Origin of the sequence: Knoellia terrae, from assembly GCF_048606435.1 — a bacterium.
GTDB lineage: Bacteria > Actinomycetota > Actinomycetes > Actinomycetales > Dermatophilaceae > Knoellia > Knoellia terrae.
The window spans coordinates 150,617-168,675 of record NZ_JBMBWH010000008.1 but is presented as its reverse complement, the minus strand read 5'-3'; the positions used below and the strand labels follow the sequence as shown (position 1 = coordinate 168,675).

At 71.3% G+C, this 18,059-nt stretch carries 14 protein-coding genes and 2 tRNA genes; 8 read left to right on the top strand and 8 right to left on the bottom strand.

What is annotated here, in order from left to right; all coding sequences use genetic code 11:
- Positions 1–86 precede the first annotated feature (86 nt).
- Both ACOJV9_RS12635 and ACOJV9_RS12630 read left to right on the top strand, forming a co-directional pair.
- A tRNA-Ser gene (locus ACOJV9_RS12635) sits at positions 87–171 on the top strand.
- Positions 172–297: 126 nt separating this feature from the next.
- A complete protein-coding gene (locus ACOJV9_RS12630) occupies positions 298–2,829 on the top strand; it encodes a glycoside hydrolase family 32 protein (protein WP_420185567.1) in 2,532 nt (843 codons plus the stop codon).
- 54 nt (positions 2,830–2,883) lie between these two features.
- Here the strand turns inward: ACOJV9_RS12630 and ACOJV9_RS12625 are convergent, their stop codons facing one another.
- The gene (locus ACOJV9_RS12625; protein WP_420185566.1) at positions 2,884–3,906 is read right to left on the bottom strand and encodes a LacI family DNA-binding transcriptional regulator; all 1,023 of its coding nucleotides are present in this window, start codon (positions 3,904–3,906) and stop codon (positions 2,884–2,886) included.
- A 138-nt stretch (positions 3,907–4,044) separates the two neighbouring features.
- Between ACOJV9_RS12625 and ACOJV9_RS12620 the strand changes: the two genes are divergently transcribed.
- From ACOJV9_RS12620 to ACOJV9_RS12595, 6 genes are all read left to right on the top strand, one after another.
- A complete protein-coding gene (locus ACOJV9_RS12620) occupies positions 4,045–5,151 on the top strand; it encodes a substrate-binding domain-containing protein (RefSeq protein ID WP_420185565.1) in 1,107 nt (368 codons plus the stop codon).
- A gap of 2 nt (positions 5,152–5,153) precedes the next feature.
- Positions 5,154–6,179, top strand: a complete 1,026-nt coding sequence (locus tag ACOJV9_RS12615) for an ABC transporter permease (RefSeq protein WP_420185564.1) — start codon at positions 5,154–5,156, stop codon at positions 6,177–6,179.
- Positions 6,176–7,018, top strand: a complete 843-nt coding sequence (locus tag ACOJV9_RS12610) for an ATP-binding cassette domain-containing protein (protein WP_420185563.1) — start codon at positions 6,176–6,178, stop codon at positions 7,016–7,018. Before ACOJV9_RS12615 ends, ACOJV9_RS12610 begins: the two co-directional genes overlap by 4 nt.
- A complete protein-coding gene (locus tag ACOJV9_RS12605; RefSeq protein ID WP_420185562.1) occupies positions 7,015–7,404 on the top strand; it encodes a universal stress protein in 390 nt (129 codons plus the stop codon). The genes ACOJV9_RS12610 and ACOJV9_RS12605 overlap by 4 nt, the downstream gene beginning before the upstream one ends.
- 297 nt (positions 7,405–7,701) lie before the next feature.
- Positions 7,702–7,905 (top strand): cold-shock protein, encoded by a 204-nt coding sequence (locus ACOJV9_RS12600; RefSeq protein ID WP_420185561.1) that lies wholly within the window; start codon positions 7,702–7,704, stop codon positions 7,903–7,905.
- Positions 7,906–8,106: 201 nt separating this feature from the next.
- Positions 8,107–9,591, top strand: a complete 1,485-nt coding sequence (locus ACOJV9_RS12595; RefSeq protein ID WP_420185560.1) for an LCP family protein — start codon at positions 8,107–8,109, stop codon at positions 9,589–9,591.
- Positions 9,592–9,615: 24 nt separating this feature from the next.
- Here ACOJV9_RS12595 and ACOJV9_RS12590 read toward each other — a convergent pair whose 3' ends face one another.
- From ACOJV9_RS12590 to ACOJV9_RS12560, 7 genes are all read right to left on the bottom strand, one after another.
- Positions 9,616–10,131, bottom strand: a complete 516-nt coding sequence (locus ACOJV9_RS12590; RefSeq protein ID WP_420185559.1) for a methylated-DNA--[protein]-cysteine S-methyltransferase — start codon at positions 10,129–10,131, stop codon at positions 9,616–9,618.
- 187 nt (positions 10,132–10,318) lie between these two features.
- Positions 10,319–10,408: transfer RNA gene (locus tag ACOJV9_RS12585), tRNA-Ser, on the bottom strand.
- Positions 10,409–10,472: 64 nt separating this feature from the next.
- Entirely contained in the window at positions 10,473–11,927 is a 1,455-nt protein-coding gene (locus tag ACOJV9_RS12580; protein WP_420185558.1) for a sensor histidine kinase, read from the bottom strand.
- Positions 11,924–12,658 carry a response regulator transcription factor gene (locus ACOJV9_RS12575; RefSeq protein WP_420185557.1) on the bottom strand — a complete coding sequence of 245 codons (735 nt, stop codon included), beginning with the start codon at positions 12,656–12,658 and terminating at the stop codon, positions 11,924–11,926. Before ACOJV9_RS12575 ends, ACOJV9_RS12580 begins: the two co-directional genes overlap by 4 nt.
- An 80-nt stretch (positions 12,659–12,738) precedes the next feature.
- The gene (locus tag ACOJV9_RS12570) at positions 12,739–13,587 is read right to left on the bottom strand and encodes a CoA transferase (RefSeq protein WP_420185556.1); all 849 of its coding nucleotides are present in this window, start codon (positions 13,585–13,587) and stop codon (positions 12,739–12,741) included.
- Positions 13,584–14,816 carry an SGNH/GDSL hydrolase family protein gene (locus tag ACOJV9_RS12565; RefSeq protein WP_420185555.1) on the bottom strand — a complete coding sequence of 411 codons (1,233 nt, stop codon included), beginning with the start codon at positions 14,814–14,816 and terminating at the stop codon, positions 13,584–13,586. The genes ACOJV9_RS12570 and ACOJV9_RS12565 overlap by 4 nt, the downstream gene beginning before the upstream one ends.
- Before the next feature lie 168 nt (positions 14,817–14,984).
- Complete coding sequence (locus tag ACOJV9_RS12560; RefSeq protein WP_420185554.1) at positions 14,985–17,978, bottom strand: M36 family metallopeptidase; 2,994 nt, start codon at positions 17,976–17,978, stop codon at positions 14,985–14,987.
- Between the last annotated feature and the right edge of the window lie 81 nt (positions 17,979–18,059).

Below are 18,059 nucleotides of genomic sequence, written 5' to 3'. Positions count from 1 at the left end.
CCTGCCGGGATGTCGGCCGCCGGGTTCCGCGGCAGGGGCGCTCGCGGCATACCCTGTCTGTCGGTCACCGGTTCGCCGGTGGGCCGGGCGGGTTCGCATAGTGGCCTAGTGCAGTCGCCTTGAAAGCGACCAGAGGGAGACCTCTCGTGGGTTCAAATCCCACACCCGCCGCCCTGCGTCGACGTGCTCGAGGGGTTCCCGGCACGTCTCACCATCCGACATCTCCGGTTGACGTACTCCCCGGTCACGTGTGAGGTCGTGCCTTGACAACGTTGTCATACCCGGGGAGACCATTCCATGCCACATCTCGTCCGACCACGTACGCGCCGCCACGGCCTCGTCCTCTTCGTCGTCGCGGTGCTCGCGGCGCTGGGCGTCGCGCCGGCTGCGGCCGACACGCCGCAGCACCGGCCCGCCTACCACTTCAGCCCGGCCAAGAACTGGATGAACGACCCCAACGGGCTCGTCTTCCACAAGGGCGTCTACCACCTCTTCTTCCAGTACAACCCGCTCGGTGACCGGTGGGGCAACATGTCCTGGGGTCACGCGACAAGCGCCGACCTCGTGCACTGGGACGAGCAGCCCGTCGCGATCCCGTTCGACGCCAACGAGGGGGTGTTCTCCGGCTCGGTCGTCGTGGACACGGCCAACAGCTCGGGCTTCGGCACGGCGCAGAACCCGCCGCTCGTGGCGATGTACACCAGCGCCTACACGCCCGCCAGCGGCCGCGACGGCATCCAGGCGCAGTCACTGGCCTACTCGACCGACGACGGCCAGACCTGGACCAAGTACTCCGGCAACCCGGTCATCGACATCGGTTCGCGCGAGTTCCGCGACCCCAAGGTGTTCTGGTACGCGCCGGCGAAGGAGTGGCGGATGGTCGCCGTCATCGCCAACGAGCACAAGGTGCTCATCTGGCGCTCGGCCGACCTCAAGAGCTGGACCCGGCTGTCCGAGTTCGGCCCGCGCAACGCGACGGGTGGGGTGTGGGAGTGCCCCGACCTCTTCCCGCTCGCGGTCGACGGTGACCCGGCCAACGTCAAGTGGGTCATGCTCGTGAGCCTCAACCCGGGCGGCATCGCCGGCGGCTCCGGCACCCAGTACTTCGTGGGCGACTTCGACGGCACGACGTTCACCGCCGACGGCCCCGCGACCTACGAGCCCCCGTCGGGAACGCTCCTTCAGGGCTTCGAGAACGGGTATGCCGGCTGGACCCCGACCGGGACTGCCTTCGGCTCCGAGCCCGTCGCCGGGACCCTGCCCGGACAGCAGGCCGTCACCGGCTACGTCGGGGAGCGCCTCGTGAACAGCTTCGTCGACTTCGACGCGGCCCAGGGCGAGCTGACCTCGCCGGAGTTCACGATCGACCAGCGATACCTGAACTTCCTCGTCGCCGGTGGCCGCCACCCGGCGGTCCCCGGTTCGACCCAGGGCGACCCGGGCGGCACGGTGTTCACCGACTTCGAGACCCTCGACCCGGCGACCCACTTGCCCGCCGGGTGGAGCGCCACCGGCGAGTTCGTCGGCTACGGCGCGACGAGCTCGGGCCTGCCCTACCACCAGGGGGACAAGGTCCTCGACACCTGCGTCGTGCCCGACCGCTGCGACCCCGCGACCGGCACCTTCGTGTCGCCGGAGTTCACGGTGACCCGCGACTGGGTCAACCTCCTCATCGCCGGCGGGAACCACCCGCTCGGGACCAGTGGTCCGACCGTGGTCGAGCTCGTGTCGGGCGGTGCGGTCGTCGGGTCCGTGACCGGCAACAGCTCGGGTGACATGGACTGGCGCCACATCGACGCCCGCTCGGTCGTGGGCTCGACGGCCCGCATCGTCGTGCGCGACGAGAACGCCACCGGGGACTGGGGCCACCTCATGGTCGACGACATCCGCTTCTCCGACACCGCCGCCGGACCGCGTGACGTCCAGACGACGGTCAACCTCGTCGTCGACGGTGAGGTCGTGCGCTCCAGCACCGGCTCTGACAGCGAGGCCCTCGACTGGGCCTCGTGGGACCTCTCCGACCTGCAGGGTCGCTCGGCGCAGATCCGCATCGTCGACCACAGCTCTGGCGGCTGGGGCCACGTCTTGGCCGACCAGTTCATGCTCGCGGACGCCCCCGCGAAGAACGGCACCGACCGGGCGGACTGGGTCGACTACGGCCGGGACAACTACGCGGGCGTGACCTTCAACGGCCTGCCGGACTCCCAGCGCATCGCCATCGGCTGGATGAACAACTGGCAGTACGCCCAGGACGTCCCGACGAGCCCATGGCGGGGCCAGATGACGATGCCCCGCACGCTGTCCCTCGTCTCGTCCGACGCCGGTCCACAGCTGCGGCAGGCTCCGGTGCCAGGGGTCGAGGCTGCCCTCGTGAACCGGGAGAAGCAGCAGGCCAAGGTCCGCCCGGTGGCGGTCGGCGAGCGGCCGACGGGGCTGGACGCGACGGTGGCGAAGGTCGAGGTGCGGGTGCACCTCGGTGCGGCCAGCGAGGCGGGCGTCGTGGTGAGGCGCAGCGCCGACGGCTCGGTCGGCACCAGGATCGGGGTCCGTCGCGACGGCACCCTCCTCGTCGACCGGACGAAGAGCGGTGACGTCGGCTTCCACGCCCTCTTCGCCAGCGTCGAGGAGGCCCCGGTGACGGTCCGCGACGGAGAGGTGACCTTCACGGCATACCTCGACCGCAGCTCGGTCGAGGTCCTCGCGGAGGGCGGACAGCGCTCCGTCACCGACCTCGTGTACCCGCCGGCCTCGGCCACCGGTATCGCCACCTATGCGGTGGGAGGGTCGGCCAAGGCGGTCGACGTCAAGGTGACGCCGCTGCGCCCCTGACCGGATCGGCCGCCACCGCCTCCGTGCCCGACGTCGGGCACGGAGGCGGTGGTGTCAGCCGGGCGGGATCTCGCCGGAGCCGCGGACGACCAGGGTGGGCTCGACGACCACCCGCTGCGGGGGCGAGGTGTCGCCGTCGATGCGGCCCAGCAGGATCTCGGCGGTGCGGCGACCGATCCGACCGACGTCCTGGCGGATCACGGTGAGGGCCGGGGTGAGCAGGTCGGCCAAAGGGAAGTCGTCGAACCCGACGACGGCCACCGACCGGCTGAGCCCGCGCCGACGGAGCGCCCGGACCGTGCCCTGTGCCAGGTCGTTGCGCCCGGCGAAGACCGCCGTCGGCGGGCGGTGGAGGTCCAGCAGCTGGATGACCGCCTCCTCGGCCGCGGCGGCGCCCCGCAGCCCCGAGACCATGAGGCGCTCGTCGGGCCGCTGCCCCCGCTCGGCATACGCCTGGACGAACCCGGCCCTCCGCCTCTGCGCGGTGGAGATCTCGGGCAGGTCGGTGAGGCAGGCGATGCGTCGATGGCCTTGTGCGAGAAGGTGTTCGGTCCCCATCTGGGCACCCTCGAAGTTCTCCACGCTGACCGAGTCCGCGGCCACCCCCTGGGGCTCACGATCGACGAACACCACCGGCAGCCCGGCCCTCACCTCCGACGACAGGTAGTCCTGACGAAGGGTCGACGGCATGATGACGAGGCCGTCGACCCGACGGGTCACGAGGTCGTGGACGAGGCTCAGCTCCCGGTCGGGCTCCTCGTCGAGGCTCGCGGAGAGGATGGCGGTGCCCCGGGTCCGGGCGGCGTCCTCGAGGGAGCGCAGCAGCGCGGCGGAGAAGCTGTTGCTCACGTCCTGGAGCAGGGCGCCGATGAGGCCGCTCCGGCTCGAGCCGCGGCGCAGGTTGCTGGCGCCGAGGTGGTGCCGGTAGTCGAGGCGGGTGACGGCTTCCTGGACGCGCCCGCGCACGGGATCGGCCACTCCCGGTTCGGCGTTGACCACCCGCGACACCGTCTTGATGCTGACCCCGGCGAGGGCGGCGACGTCGCGCATCGTGGCGCGCCCGCCCCGCTCAGTCATCGCCGAGAGGGGGTCGCGGACCTGACAACGATGTCACCGTCATGTCACGAGTTGTACGGCATGTCTTGACCTGAGCGCAAGGGGGCCCTATAACTGTCTCTGACAACGTTGTCATCGGACTCAAAGGAGAGAACCACCATGCGCATCACACCTCGAGCTCCCCGAGCCGCCCGAGGCCTCGTCTTCGCCGTGGCCGCCACGACCGCCATCAGTCTGGCCGGCTGCAACCGTGCGAGCGACTCCGACACCGCGTCCGGTGACGGCGGCGAGGCCCAGGTCGGCGTCGCACTCATCACCAAGGACTCGACCAACCCGTTCTTCGTCGCCATGCAGAAGGGCGCGAAGGCCGACGCGACCAAGAACAACGTCAAGCTCACTGTGGCCTCCGGCAAGCAGGAGGGCGACGATCAGGGTCAGATCACCGCCATCGAGGACTCCATCGCCCGCGGCGACAAAGGCATCCTCATCACCCCGATGAGCACGGGCGTCAACGCCGCCATCAAGAAGGCCCGCGACGCCGGTCTCTACGTCATCGCGCTCGACACCCCGCCCGACCCGGCCGACCTCGTCGACATCACCTTCGCCACCGACAACCGTGAGGCCGGCAAGCTCATCGGCCAGTGGGCCGCGGCTCAGGTGGCAGGCAAGCCGGCGACGATCGCGCTCCTCGACCTCTTCACCGACAAGATCGTCTCGGTCGACTACAACCGTGACCAGGGCTTCCTCGAGGGCATGGGCATCGACGTCAAGGACGGCAAGAAGAACGGCGACGAGGCCAAGTCCGGCAAGTACACCGCGGCGGGCGGCGGCGACTACACGATCGTCTGCAACGAGGCGAGCAACGGCGCAGAGGACGGCGGCCGCACGGCCATGGAGAAGTGCCTCGCGAGGAACCCCAACATCAACGTCGTCTACACGATCAACGAGCCGGCCGCGGTCGGCGCCAACGCCGCCCTCAAGGCCGCGGGCAAGACGGCGACCATCGTCTCGGTCGACGGCGGCTGCGCAGGCGTCGCGTCGGTCAAGAGCGGGGTCATCGGCGCCACCGCCCAGCAGTACCCGCTGAAGATGGCCACTGAAGGCATGGCGGCCATCGCCACCGTCGCGCGCGGTGGTGAGAAGCCCAAGCCCGACGCCGGCCTTGACTTCAAGAACACCGGCGTCGCCCTCGTGACCGACAAGAAGGTCGACGGCGTCGAGAGCATCACCTCTGACGAGGGCTCCAAGATCTGCTGGGGCAACTGAGCATGAGCACCACCGAGGTCACGTCTGCGTCCGCCGAGTTCGCTCGGCGGCAGCATTCGCCCGTCCAGCGGTTGCAGCACCAGCTCCACGGCAAGCCGTGGATCAGTCCGCTCTTCCTGCTGCTGGTGGCGTTCCTGGTGTTCTTCATCGCGACGCCCACCTTCCTGACGGCGAGCTCGATGGGCATCCTGCTCCAGCAGACCGCAGTCGTCGCTGCCCTCGCCGTGGGTCAGACCCTCGTCATCCTCACCGCCGGCATCGACCTCTCGGTCGGCGCGATCATGGTGCTGTCGATGATGGTGATGGCCACCCTGGCCCGCGACGACGGGATGCCCGGCATCCTCGCGCTGCTCATCGGCGTGGCACTCGCCACCGGTGCCGGCATGCTCAACGGGCTGCTCGTCACCAAGATCAACCTGCCGCCGTTCATCGTCACGCTCGGCACGCTGAGCATCTTCACGGCGATCGCGCTGCTGTACTCCGGTGGTTCGAGCATCCAGGCGGACCGGCTCCCCGACAGCCTCAACTTCCTCGGTGAAGGATTCGGCATCGGTCAGTTCAGGCTGACGTGGGGCATCGTCGTCGTGATCCTGCTCTACGCCGTCATCGGATTCGTCCTGTCCCAGACGGCCTGGGGCCGATACGTGTATGCCGTCGGCGACGACGCGGAGTCGGCTCGCCTCTCCGGCGTGCCGAGCATGCGGATCCTCCTCGGTGTCTACACGGTGGCGGGCCTCATCTATGGCATCGCGGCCTGGATCCTCATCGGCCGGGCCGGCGCGGCGACGCCGAACGCCGCTCCGGACGCCAACCTCGCGAGCATCACCGCCGTCGTCATCGGTGGCACGAGCCTCTTCGGTGGACGTGGTCGACTCATCGGCACGCTGATCGGCGCGCTCATCGTGCAGACCTTCGCGTTCGGGCTCTCCCAGATGGGTGTCGACCAGCAGTGGCGCGTCCTCGCCACCGGCGTCCTCGTCATCGTCGCAGTCGCCATCGACCAGTGGATCAGGAAGGTGAAGGCATGAGCACCACCACGAGGGAGCTCGAGGTCGCCCACGGCGGGATCCCCGCCGGCAAGGAACACGTCTACTCCCAGCAGCCCGTGCTCTCGGCCCGCGACATCGTCATCACCTTCGGTCGCGTCGTCGGGCTGGACGGGGTCGACCTCGACCTCTACCCCGGTGAGGTGCTCGCGGTCATCGGCGACAACGGCGCCGGCAAGTCGACCCTCATCAAGTGCCTCACCGGCGCCTACGTCCCCGACTCCGGTGACATCAGGCTCAACGGCGAGCCGGTCTCCTTCCGCAAACCACAGGACGCCCGCGACGCCGGGATCGAGACGGTCTACCAGCAGCTGGCCGTCATCCCCGCGCTCGACATCGCGAGCAACCTGTACCTCGGCCGAGAGGACCGGCGCAAGGGTCCGTTGGGCTCGGTGCTCCGGATGCTCGACAAGAAGGGCATGGAGAAGCGGGCCGGCGAGTCGGTGCAGAACCTCGGGATCCAGACGATCCAGAACATGGGTCAGGCGGTGGAGACCCTCTCAGGTGGCCAGCGCCAGGCCGTGGCCGTCGCGCGAGCCGCGGCGTTCGGCAGCAAGGTGATCGTTCTCGACGAGCCCACCGCTGCCCTGGGTGTCAAGGAGTCCGGCATGGTCCTCGACATGGTCAAGCAGCTGCGTGACAAGGGCCTGTCGGTCATCCTCATCTCGCACAACATGCCGCAGGTGTGGGACGTCGCCGACCGCATCCACATCCAGCGTCTCGGTGGACGGGCCGGCGTCATCACCCCCGAGACGCACGACATGGGCGAAGGCGTCGCCATCATGACCGGCGCGACCAAGCTCAGCGAGGACGCGCCGTGACCATCGTCGTCGGCTACATCCCGAGCCCCCAGGGCCTGGCTGCGGTCGACATGGCGATCGAGGAGGCAGAGCGTCGCGGGTCACGCCTCGTCGTCGTCAACTCGGGTGTCATGGGCGACTACTCGGGGCCGAGCTTCGCCGATCCCAAGGACCTCGACGCGCTCGACGCCCAGCTCACCGAGCGGGGCCTCGAGCACGAGGTGCGGCAGATGACGCGCGGCCTCGCCCCGGCCGAGGAGATCCTCTCCGTGGCCGCCGAGGTCGACGCGGAGCTCATCGTCATCGGTGTCCGGCGCCGCTCGCCCCTGGGCAAGCTGGTGACGGGCAGCACGGCCCAGCAGATCCTGCTCGACGCGACCTGTGCGGTGCTCGCGGTGAAGGCCTGACCGACGACGACCGCGTATGCCGGTCACGAACGTCTGCGCGGATGGTCAGGTCCTGACCATCCGCGCAGACGTGGGCAGCGCTGCCCGGCCAGGACGTGGGTTTGCTGGTAGGTTTGTGGCCGGTTGCACAACAGCAGTTCCTCGCAGGTCGCAGTACGCGCCCGTCTCGCTTCCACAGAAGGCGGGCGTTGATGTGTCTCAACCGGGTCGACAGGTTCGGTGGGGTAGGCGGGTGCAGCCTGGACGCACGCGATTCTGCTGCGGCCGAGTGCTACACACAGGAAAGAGTTACCCCACATGGCACAGGGCACCGTGAAGTGGTTCAACGCTGAGAAGGGCTTTGGGTTCATCGCCCAGGACGGCGGCGGACCGGACGTCTTCGTCCACTACTCCGCCATCGACACCCAGGGCTACCGCAGCCTCGACGAGAACCAGCAGGTCGAGTTCGAGGTCGTGCAGGGTCCGAAGGGTCCGCAGGCCGAGCAGGTCCGCGCTCTCTGACGAGGACTGCACCAGTCTCCGACGACGCCCCCTCCGCCACGGCGGAGGGGGCGTCGTCGCAGGTCAGGACCCCTGCCGCACAACGGAAGCGCTCCGAGCGCCCCGCCACAGGAACTCCTCAGGGTCGGCCCCTAGAATCGAGGTTGAGCGGCCGCGCCGACCCGGGGAACGGCGCACCACACGACAGACGAAGAGGACCCAGTGCCGCAGGACGAGGACGAGCTGAGCAGGCGAGCCGACCGCCGCGCTCAGCGCGTCGTCGGGGCCCGGAGCCACCGCCGCCGTCGGGGCCTCGTCATCGCCGGCATCATCGCCTCGGTGCTCGTCGTGGGGCTGGTCGCCGTCTATGTCCGGTTCACCGGCAACATCGACCGGATCGACGTCTCCGACATGCTGGGCGACGACCGGCCGACCGCCTCCGGCGACGTGGCGACGGGGCCGCTCAACATCCTGCTCATCGGCTCCGACGTCCGCCAGGGCGAGGGCAACGAGGGGTACGGCAGCGGGGACTGGGAGCCCGGCCAGCACTCCGACACCAACCTGCTCATGCACATCTCCGGAGATCGCTTCTCGGTGACCATGGTCTCCATCCCGCGCGACTCGATGGTCCCCGCGCCGGTCGGCTGCGACGCCGGCGCCCCCGAGGCGCAGTGGAAGGTCCGGCAGTGGAACCAGAACTTCAACACCGGCGGTCCCGGTTGCCTGATCCGCACGATCGAGGGCAACACCGACATCTTCGTCAACCACTTCGCCGTGGTGGACTTCGGTGGCTTCAAGGACATGGTGCAGGCGCTCGGCGGGGTGCCGGTCTGCACGCCGGTCGACATCGACGACCCGAAGGCCGGCCTCCGGCTGTCGGCGGGACGCCACCGTCTCAACGGTGAGCAGGCGCTGGGCTACGTCCGCACCCGCTACTCCGTCGGTGACGGGTCCGACATCGGCCGCATCAAGCGCCAGCAGGCCTTCATGTCCTCGGTCGCGCAGGAGGCCACCCGCTCCTCGCTCCTGCTCCGGCCCGACAAGCTGCTCCGCTTCCTCGACGCCGCCACGCGGTCGCTCACCACCGATCCCGACTTCGGCCTCGGGCAGATGCGCGACGTCGCCGAGAGCGTCAAGGGCATCGGGGTCGACAAGATCCAGTTCGTCACCGTGCCGACCGAGCCCTACCCCGCGGACGCCAACCGGGTCCAGTGGGCCCCGGCCGCCAACACGCTGTGGGCGGCGATCCGCGACGACCGCGACCTCGGCACCCCCAGACCGACGCCGAGCCCCACCGACACGGCCCCGCTGACCGTGGCACCCGACAGGATTCCGGTCGAGATCGTCAACGCCTCCGGCACCATCGGCCTGGCCAAGCAGGCCGTGACGGCGCTGCAGGTCCAGGGCTTCCCCGGCCCGACGTCGGTCAACTCGGACGTTCCGGCCAAGGGCGTCACGGTCGAGTACTCCGGAGCGGGCCGCGAGGCCGCCCGCACGGTCGCCGCAGCCTTCCCCGGCGCCACCGTCAAGGCGGCGACGACGGACCTCGCGGGCCGGGTCCGCGTCACCCTCGGTGCCGGCGCCCCCGCCGTCGTCGAGGTGCCCAACCGTCTCGGGTCGGCGCCGCTGCCCGCGCCGACCGTGTCGGCGACCTCCAACCCGTCCCAGCTCGAGACCCGCAAGGCCGACCAGGACATCTGCGCCTGACCGGGGTGCACCGCAGCGAGCGCCTCAGAACAGGCGCGACGCCGCGATCTCGGCCGGTTCCTCGAGCGCGAGGAGACGGGCCTTGCGATCGAGCCCACCGGCATACCCGGTCAGGGAGCCGTCGGCGCCGACGACGCGGTGGCAGGGGATGACGATGCTCACGGGGTTGCGGCCGACGGCCTGGCCCACGCGTTGCGCCAGGCCCGGTGCGCCGAGCTCACGCGCAATGGCGCCGTAGGTGGTCGTCGAGCCGTAGGGGATGGTGACGAGCACGGTCCACACACGTTCGGAGAACGCGTCGCCGTCCGTCGCGGTGCGAAGGTCGAATGCCGTCCGCTCGCCACCGAGGTACTCGGCGAGCTGCCGGCAGGTCGCCTCGAACACCGGGTCACCCGTCGGGCGGACCGCGGGGCCGGTCGTGCCGGCCTTCGGCGGGTGCCAGTGGCTGGGGAAGTAGAGCCCGACGAGGGCCTCACCCTCGGCCACGGCGAGCAGGTCCCCGAGGTCCGTGGTGAGAGTGGTGTGGCGGCGGCTGCTCATGAGCCTTCAACGCCCGACGCGCTCCCCGTGTGAGCCGACGGCACCCGGTCCCGACCGCGCACCGCATGATCCAGACGCTCGAGGTCCCCGGAGTCGAACAGCTCACCCATGCGCCGATTGTGGACCGTCAGCGCCCGGCGGGCATGAAAAAGCCCCGGAAGCTGGGCTCCCGGGGCTGATCCATGCGCGGAGGCGGAGGGATTTGAACCCTCGATGGGCGGTTAGCCCAAACCGCATTAGCAGTGCGGCGCCATAGACCGGACTAGGCGACGCCTCCTCGGCCGGAACAGGGTAACCGTCGGGCCCGGCGCCGAGCAAAGCGGCCCACGTCCTGGCGGCGCTCAGGTCGGCAGCCGCACGCTGACGTCCGTCCGCCCCGGCCGCGAGGCGAGCTCCGCCCGGCCGCCGTGCGACCTCGCCACGGCGTCGACGATCGACAGCCCGAGCCCGGTCGAGCCCTGGGCCCGGTTGCGGGACTTGTCACCCCGCGTGAACCGCTCGAACACGCTGGCCTGTAGCTGCTCGGGCACACCGGGCCCGTCGTCGACGACGCTCAGCCGCACCCACCCGTCCTCGCGTCGCAGCGACGTGACCACGCGGGTCCCCTCCGGGGTGTGCGTCCGGGCGTTGGCGAGGAGGTTGGCCACGACCTGGTGCAGCCGCGCCCGGTCACCCGTCACCTCGACCGGCTCGGCGGGCAGGTCGAGCTCGAAACGGTGGGTGGGTGCGGCGGCGTGGGCGTCCGAGACGGCATCCATGGCGAGCAGGGTGAGGTCGACGGGCTCGCGCTCGAGGGGGCGGCCCGCGTCGAGGCGGGCGAGGAGAAGCAGGTCCTCGACGAGCCCCTGCATCCGCAGGGACTCAGCCTCGACCCGGGTCAGCGCGTGGGCGACGGTGGGTGGCACCGGGTCGGTCACGCGACGGGAGAGCTCGGCATACCCACGGATGGACGCCAGCGGCGTCCGCAGCTCGTGCGAGGCGTCCGCGACGAACTGGCGCACCCTGGTCTCGGACTCGTGCCGTGACCGCAGCGCCCCTTCGACGTTGTCGAGCATGCTGTTGAGGGCGAGGCCCACCTGGCCGACCTCCGTGCGGGGGTCGGTGTCGCGCTCGGGCACCCGCTGCGCGAGCGCGACGTCGCCGGCGTCGAGCCGGAGTCGGCTCACCTGGGTGGCGGTCCGCGCCATGCGCTGCAGCGGCAGGAGCCCGCGGCGGATGAGCCACTGGCCCCCGAGCGTGACGAGCGCCAGCCCGGCGACGGTGGTGCCGGCGACGAGACCGACGATCGCGTCGAGGATCCGGCTGACCCCGCTCATCGGCAGACCCGAGACGACCGTCGTCACGCCGCCCGCGCCAGTGGCGGCGGCGACGCGGTACTCCCCGAGCCCCTCGAGGTCGACCGTGCGGGGTGTCCTCCCGAGGTCGGCTCTGCGCAGGGCAGCGAGCTGGGCGGTGGTGAGCTCGCTGGTCGTGCGGCCGGACTCGACGCGGTTGACGACGACCTGCTCGTTGCGCGTGACGACGAGGAGGGACTCACCACCGCTCCCGGGGATGGGCCCGCCACCGCGACCCGGCCCGGACTCCCGCGGTCCGCCGGCGCGCACGAGCGAGGACGTGACGTCCTGGTCCAGCTGGTCGAGGAGGGAGCTCCTCAGCGCGAGCACCGTGAAGGTGGCGGTGGCGAGGGTGATGACGAGGAAGAGGCCGACGACCGCTGCGACGAGCTTGGTGCTGAGCGACCAACCGGTGGCGTCGAGCCGCGAGCTGTTGCCGTGTGAGGTCGTCGTCCGGCTCACTGCGCCGGCTTGAGGACGTAGCCCACTCCACGCATCGTGTGGATCATCGGCGTGCGTCCCGCGTCGATCTTCTTGCGGAGGTAGGAGATGTAGAGCTCGACGACGTTGGCCTGGCCGCCGAAGTCGTAGTTCCACACGCGGTCGAGGATCTGCGACTTCGACAGCACGCGCTTGGGGTTGCGCATGAGGTAGCGCAGCAGCTCGAACTCGGTCGCCGTGAGGTGGATCGACTGACCGCCCCGCGTGACCTCGTGGCTGTCCTCGTCCATGGTGAGGTCACCGACGACGAGGAGGGAGGAGGACTCGTCGGCGACGACGGCGGTGCGGCGCAGAAGCGCTCGCAGCCGGGCGACGACCTCCTCCAGGCTGAAGGGCTTGGTGACGTAGTCGTCGCCTCCCGCCGTGAGCCCCTGCACCCGGTCCTCGACCGCGTCTCGGGCGGTGAGGAAGAGCACGGGGACGCTGTCGTTCTCGGCGCGCATCCGCCGAAGGACCTCGAGCCCGTCGAAGTCGGGCAGCATCATGTCGAGCACCACCGCGTCGGGCCGGAAGGCGCGAGCGGCCCTGACGGCCTTGGTGCCCGTCCCGGCGGAGCGGACGTCCCAGCCCTCGTAGCGCAGGGCCATCGAGAGCAGCTCGGCGAGGTTGGACTCGTCGTCGACGACGAGCACCCGCACGGGGCTGCCGTCGGCGCGCTGGAGCTTCGCGGAGGAGGTCGATGTCGTGCTCATGGAACCCAGTGAACCGCTCCGGCCTCAGGGTTGTCCCAGTCCCGCCTGTGCAGTTGCTGTGAGGGCCGCGACGGTCGACGTCAGGCGTGGTGGTCCACGACGGCGGCGAGCGGGATGTCCCGCTCGGCCGCCCACTGCTCCCAGGCAGCAGCGCTGCGCCCTGCGAAGACGTGGCCCAGGCGCTCCCGGGTGAGCTCCTCGGGCAGGGCGTCCAGGGCGGTCGCGAGACGCTGCACGAAGTGCGGCTCGAGGGCGGCGAGCGCGACGTGCCCCTCAGCGGCGGAGTACACGGCATATCCCGGCACGTCCCCACCGAGCAGGCCACGCGCGCCGGTGAGCCGGTGCACGAGGGGGCGCGCCAACATGCCGGCGACGTCGGACAGGGCGACCTCACAGCGGCTGCCGCGGCCGGTGCCGGCGCGTGCGACGAGCGCCGCGGCCACCTCGCCCGCAGCGCGTTCGGCGGCCGCGAGGTCGACGACCGTGGTGGCCGGCATCCGGCCGTCCGGGAGGAGCCCGGCACCCGCCTGGTAGGTGAGGTCATGGCCCGCCACCTCGGCTCCCTCGCCGGGGTGGCCGACGATGTCGACCTGGCAGAGGTGGGGGTGGCGGCGGCTCACGTGCTCGTGGTCGAGCCCGAGCCGGGCGAGCGCGGACGGCCGTGAGCTGGTGAGCAGGACGTCGGCGCGGACGAGGAGCTGCTCCAGCCGGTCCCTGCCCTCCGCCGCCTTGAGGTCGAGGTGGAGCACCTCCTGCCCGTCGTGCAGCTCGTCGAAGTAGGCCGGTGCGAACTCCTGCAGCGGGTCCCCCGACGGGGGCAGCACCGTCGTCAGCTCGGCGCCCCAGGCCGTCAGCCGCGCAGCCGCGGCCGGGCCGGGCAGGTTGATGGCGACCGACACGACGCGCACGCCCGCGAGTGGAGCCGTCACGGCGCGCTCGCCCGGTGGCACTCGAGCTCGTCGAGGTCCACGGCGGCGGCCATGGCGGCGTACCCGGCGTCACCGGGGTGCAGGTGGTCGCCGCTGTCGTAGGCCGGGAGCATCCGGGCCGGGCGCTGCGGGTCACGGATGGCGGCGTCGAAGTCGACCACGGCGTCGAGCTCCCCGCTCCCACGGATCCACGCGTTGACCGCCTCGCGGACGTCGTCCTTGGCCGGCGCCCACCGGCTGCCGCCCTCCCACGGGGGAATCGTGCCGCCGACGACGCAGACGCCACGGGCGTGGGCCCGGGCGACCAGCTGGCGGTAGGGACCGATGAGGTCGGCCGGCGTCGTCGCGAGGTCCCAACGCAGGTCGTTGACGCCCTCCATGAGGACGACGGTGCTGACGTCCGGCTGGGCCAGCACGTCGCGGTCGAAGCGGGCCTGGGCGCTCTGGCCGGAGCCGTCCGTGAGGACGCGGTTGCCGGAGATGCCGGCGTTCATCACACCGAGGTGCTTCGGAGCCGGCTGACGCAGCAGGCGCTGGGCGAGCACGTCCGGCCAGCGGCGGTTCGCGCCCGTGGTGGACCTGTCGCCGTCGGTGATCGAGTCACCGAACGTGACGACCGTGTCGACCTGCTCCGGGGTCTCGACGACCAGCGCCTCCACCCACGCCCAGCTCGTCGTCGCTGTCGCGTATGCCGTGCTGCTCTCGTCCTGCGCGTGGTCGCCCGGGGCCGAGACCCAGCTCCGCTGGTGGGCGAGCCTGTGCCCGGTGACGGTGCCCGGGTCACCGACGGCGTGGACGCTCACCGCGAGGGTGGACCTCGCCGGGACCTCGCCCGGGAGGGGGTCGCTGAGGACCTCCGCGCCCGGCGGGACCGTTACCGAGGTGCTGCCGCTGAAGGTGACCCGGCGGTTGGTGCCGGCGACGACGGTGGCGCCGGTGCCGGCCGTCCCCGCCCAGACGGAGTCGAACGTCGCGGCTCCGGACCCGAAGGCGTTCGAGAGCGAGACCCGCAGGTTCGTCCCGCCCACGCTCGTGTGCACGACGTTGCGCACCGTCCGGTCGGTCAGCTCGAGGGTCGTCGTGTCGACAGCCGTGCCCCAGGTGCCCACTTGGTCGGTGGGAGCTCCCGGACTGGAGGTCGCCTGCTGCGGCAGGACCGTCAGCGCGATGGCGACCGCGCCGACCGCCGCGACGACGAGCGGGGCCCGGAGGAGCAGTCGTGGGGTCATGCCGCCCATCCAAACCCCGTCGTCGCGCCCCCGCCACCCGAACGCGCAATCCCGGCGCGACGGAGTCCGGACGTCTCCCCGGTGGCCACCGGACGGCATACCGGATGCGCCGGAGGCGCCGCCCCCGCGTGGGGGAGCGACGCCTCCGGTCGTCGTGCGCGGTCCGCGTCAGCGGCGCAGGACCTGCACCTCCGTCACCGCGACCTTCTGCGCGCCGGCGTAGGCCGTCGTGCAGTCGGTGGCGTTGCCCGGGTCGTTGTCCTGCTCGCCCTGGAACTTCGGGCCACCCTGGCACTGGTTGGTCACGAGCTCGACGCGCAGGTGCGTCGCCGCGGTCTGTGGGATGTCGAAGGACCGCATTTTGAGCTCGGGTGCGACCGGGCGGGGTGCGTCGCCCGGGAACGCGTCCGCGGCCGAGGTGAAGACCTCACGGAAGTCGGCGTCCTGGTCGCAGACGACCGCGCCCTGGGCGTCACACGCCCAGACCCTGAACTGGCGCACGTTCTGGAACCGTCCCGCGGCACCGGGCTCGGGGAGCGCGCTCACCTGCACCTTGCGGACCACCTGGCGACCACCGGCGAGGTCGATCGTGAACCTCTTCTGCGCGGCTGACGGCTGGTCGACCGTGGTGGCCGTCGAGCCCTCGTCGCCGTCGACCATCGCGGGGACGTCGACGCCCTCGCCGGTGACCGTGGCGCCCGCCTGGGTGCTGGCGAGGTTGGTCAGCAGCGAGACGGGGAGGTCGCGCACCTGACCCGGCTTGGCCTCGAGGGTGACCCGCGCCTGGGCCGTGCGGGGCGCCGTGACCGTGTAGGTCGTGGTGCCGGGCATCATCCGGAACTGGTCGGACAGGGGCGTGGCCGGGTCGCTGTCCGCGATGGGCGTGGACCGGGCGGTGTACTCACCGACGTAGAGCCTGGCGCCGGCCACGGCGAGGCCGTCCTCGCCGGTCGGCCTGAACCGCAGCGTCGCGGTGTTGCCGTAGGCCGAGTCGAACGACGGGGTCGGCTCGTTGTCGTTGCTGCTGGCGGAGGAGGCGTCCTTGCCGAGGCCACGCCTGGCAAAGCCGTTCCACAGCAGGTCCTGGTTGGCACCGCCGAAGCGGAGCGTGTCGGCGGCGAGCATGGCGTTGCGGGCGTCGACCATGCTCACGGCACCGCTCGGCATGAGCAGCCACGCGTCGAAGACGAGCTGCATCCACCGGCGGTTGCCCGGGCAGGAACCGACCGGGGTGTCACCCTCGGCGCAGCTGCGCTGGGTCGCGGCGTCGCCGGCTCCGTAGCGAGCCATGAAGGCGCTGCGGAGGTCGCTCTGCGTCGCCGACCAGATCTCGCCGTCCGCGTGGACCTGCGGGCCGGTGAGGTCGTAGCCGACGTTGCTGTAGTTGAGCGGGCTCCGGCTGAAGTTGTAGTTGCGGATGCCGCGGTTCTCGTTGCCGGTGACGTAGGCGCCCATCGGCGTCGCCGTCGAGCTCACCGGGACGTAGCCGTACTCCTGGAGGTACTCGGTTGCCATGAGGTCGGACCAGCTCTCGCCCATGCCGCCGGCCTGGAGGCCGGAGAGACCGCGGTCGGGACCACCGGCCATGCGGTTGCTGATGGCGTGGCCGTACTCGTGGCCGATGACCGACATGTCGTAGTCGCCGTCGACGCAGGGCGCGTAGAAGGAGCCGGCGAGCGGCTGCCAGAGGTACATGTTGCTGTAGCCGCTGACGCCGTCGGGCGGGGTGCCCTGGTTGGCGTTGTTGCGGGCACCGGCCTGGGCGCCGGACTGGGCGTAGCCGAGCTCCGGGTCGTTGCCGAGGCCGCCCTTGCCGGCGTTGTCGCGCTGCATGTTCCAGGCCGACTCGGTGAACCCGAGGTTGTAGGACCAGTCGTGCACGCGGTTGTGCATGGCGAAGAGGTTGGCCGTGGCGGCGTCGATGTCGTTGCGTGCGGCGCTCGTGTAGTTGGCCGGGTCGCACTTGTTGGCCGACCACTGGTTGGCCCACGGGTAGACGTAGCTGCGGTCGGTGCTCGGCGTGGCCGGGATGACCGCTCCGGTGCCGCGCCAGCGCTCACCCGTGAAGGCGTTGTTGCCGCTCGTCGTGGTCGTGGTGAGTCCGGTCACCGGGTCGACGTCCCAGGCTCGGGGGGAGGCCGGGGTGGCGACGCTCTCGGCGCAGCCGGTGGCGCTCGTCCAGCACCACTCGACGCGGGTGTCGGTGGAGCTGTGGTCGGTCGCCGGGGTGCCGGTGAAGACCTTCCAGCGCGGGTTGTCGGAGTCGAAGTCGACGAGCGACTCCCTGGCGAGGACCTCGCCCGTGGCCGCGTCGACGTAGACGGAGTAGCCGCTGTCGACGTCGTCGCGCACGACGACGTGGTATGCCGGACGGGCCTCGCCTCCCGGGACGGGCACCGCGACCTGCTTGGCGTACTGGTCGCCGGTGAGGCCCTGTGCCGTGAGGCTGGTCCACCCCGCGGCCTGGCTGCGGGCGGTCCCGTTGCCTCGGGTGATCTTCGACGCGGGGGCGCCGACGTTGCGGGCCGCCTTCTCGAGCGCCTTCTCCGGCGTGACCGACTGGGTGGCCCTGCCCTTGCCGCTTGCGCCTCGCAGCGGTGCCATGGAGGAGTTGAGGTAGCGCGCGTTGCCCTTCTCGATCGCGACGACGACGAGGCCGTCGAGACCGGCCGGGATGCCGCCCACGGTCTGGCGGAGCATGACGACCTGCGACGAGCCGATCGTGTTGGTGCTCACGTGGTCCATCGCGGCGATGTCGGCTGCGGTCACGCCGAGCGCCTGGGCGTTGCGGCCCAGGTAGGCGCGGGCGGCGGCCACCGGGTCGGAGCCGAGGCCGGTGGCGAGCGGAGCCCTGGTGGTGGGTGCGATCTCGCCGACCGAGCCGAAGCGGTTCCACGAGACCGAGGCCTGCGCACCCCCTCGCTGGTCGGCCCGGGTGACCTGCGCCGCCGCGGCCCGCTGGGCGGCGGACGGTGCGGCGGACGCCGTGCGGGCGTCGAGGTCGGGCCGGTGGTCGTGCGGGTCGCCGGCGGCTGGTGAACCCTGCGGCTTCGCGTCGGGCGCGGCGAGGGCCACCCCCGTCGTGCTGGTGCCGACGGCGACCGCCGCGGCGACGGCGACGGCCGAGACGGTCAGTCCCCGCCGTCCTCTGGTGCTGGTCATCCTGCTCCCTCCGAGGGCACCCGTGACGGTCGCGGAGTCGCCGCCCCCTGGAGTGCCGGATCTCAGCCAAGCGAACGGCGG

Excerpts from the sequence above, each read along its gene's own strand:
- ACOJV9_RS12630 (WP_420185567.1), top strand. The coding sequence starts at position 298 with ATGCCACATCTCGTCCGACCACGTACGCGCCGCCACGGCCTCGTCCTC.
- ACOJV9_RS12625 (WP_420185566.1), bottom strand. The coding sequence starts at position 3,906 with ATGACTGAGCGGGGCGGGCGCGCCACGATGCGCGACGTCGCCGCCCTC.
- ACOJV9_RS12620 (WP_420185565.1), top strand. The coding sequence starts at position 4,045 with ATGCGCATCACACCTCGAGCTCCCCGAGCCGCCCGAGGCCTCGTCTTC.
- ACOJV9_RS12615 (WP_420185564.1), top strand. The coding sequence starts at position 5,154 with ATGAGCACCACCGAGGTCACGTCTGCGTCCGCCGAGTTCGCTCGGCGG.
- ACOJV9_RS12610 (WP_420185563.1), top strand. The coding sequence starts at position 6,176 with ATGAGCACCACCACGAGGGAGCTCGAGGTCGCCCACGGCGGGATCCCC.
- ACOJV9_RS12600 (WP_420185561.1), top strand. The coding sequence starts at position 7,702 with ATGGCACAGGGCACCGTGAAGTGGTTCAACGCTGAGAAGGGCTTTGGG.
- ACOJV9_RS12590 (WP_420185559.1), bottom strand. The coding sequence starts at position 10,131 with ATGAGCAGCCGCCGCCACACCACTCTCACCACGGACCTCGGGGACCTG.
- ACOJV9_RS12575 (WP_420185557.1), bottom strand. The coding sequence starts at position 12,658 with ATGAGCACGACATCGACCTCCTCCGCGAAGCTCCAGCGCGCCGACGGC.
- ACOJV9_RS12565 (WP_420185555.1), bottom strand. The coding sequence starts at position 14,816 with ATGACCCCACGACTGCTCCTCCGGGCCCCGCTCGTCGTCGCGGCGGTC.
- ACOJV9_RS12560 (WP_420185554.1), bottom strand. The coding sequence starts at position 17,978 with ATGACCAGCACCAGAGGACGGCGGGGACTGACCGTCTCGGCCGTCGCC.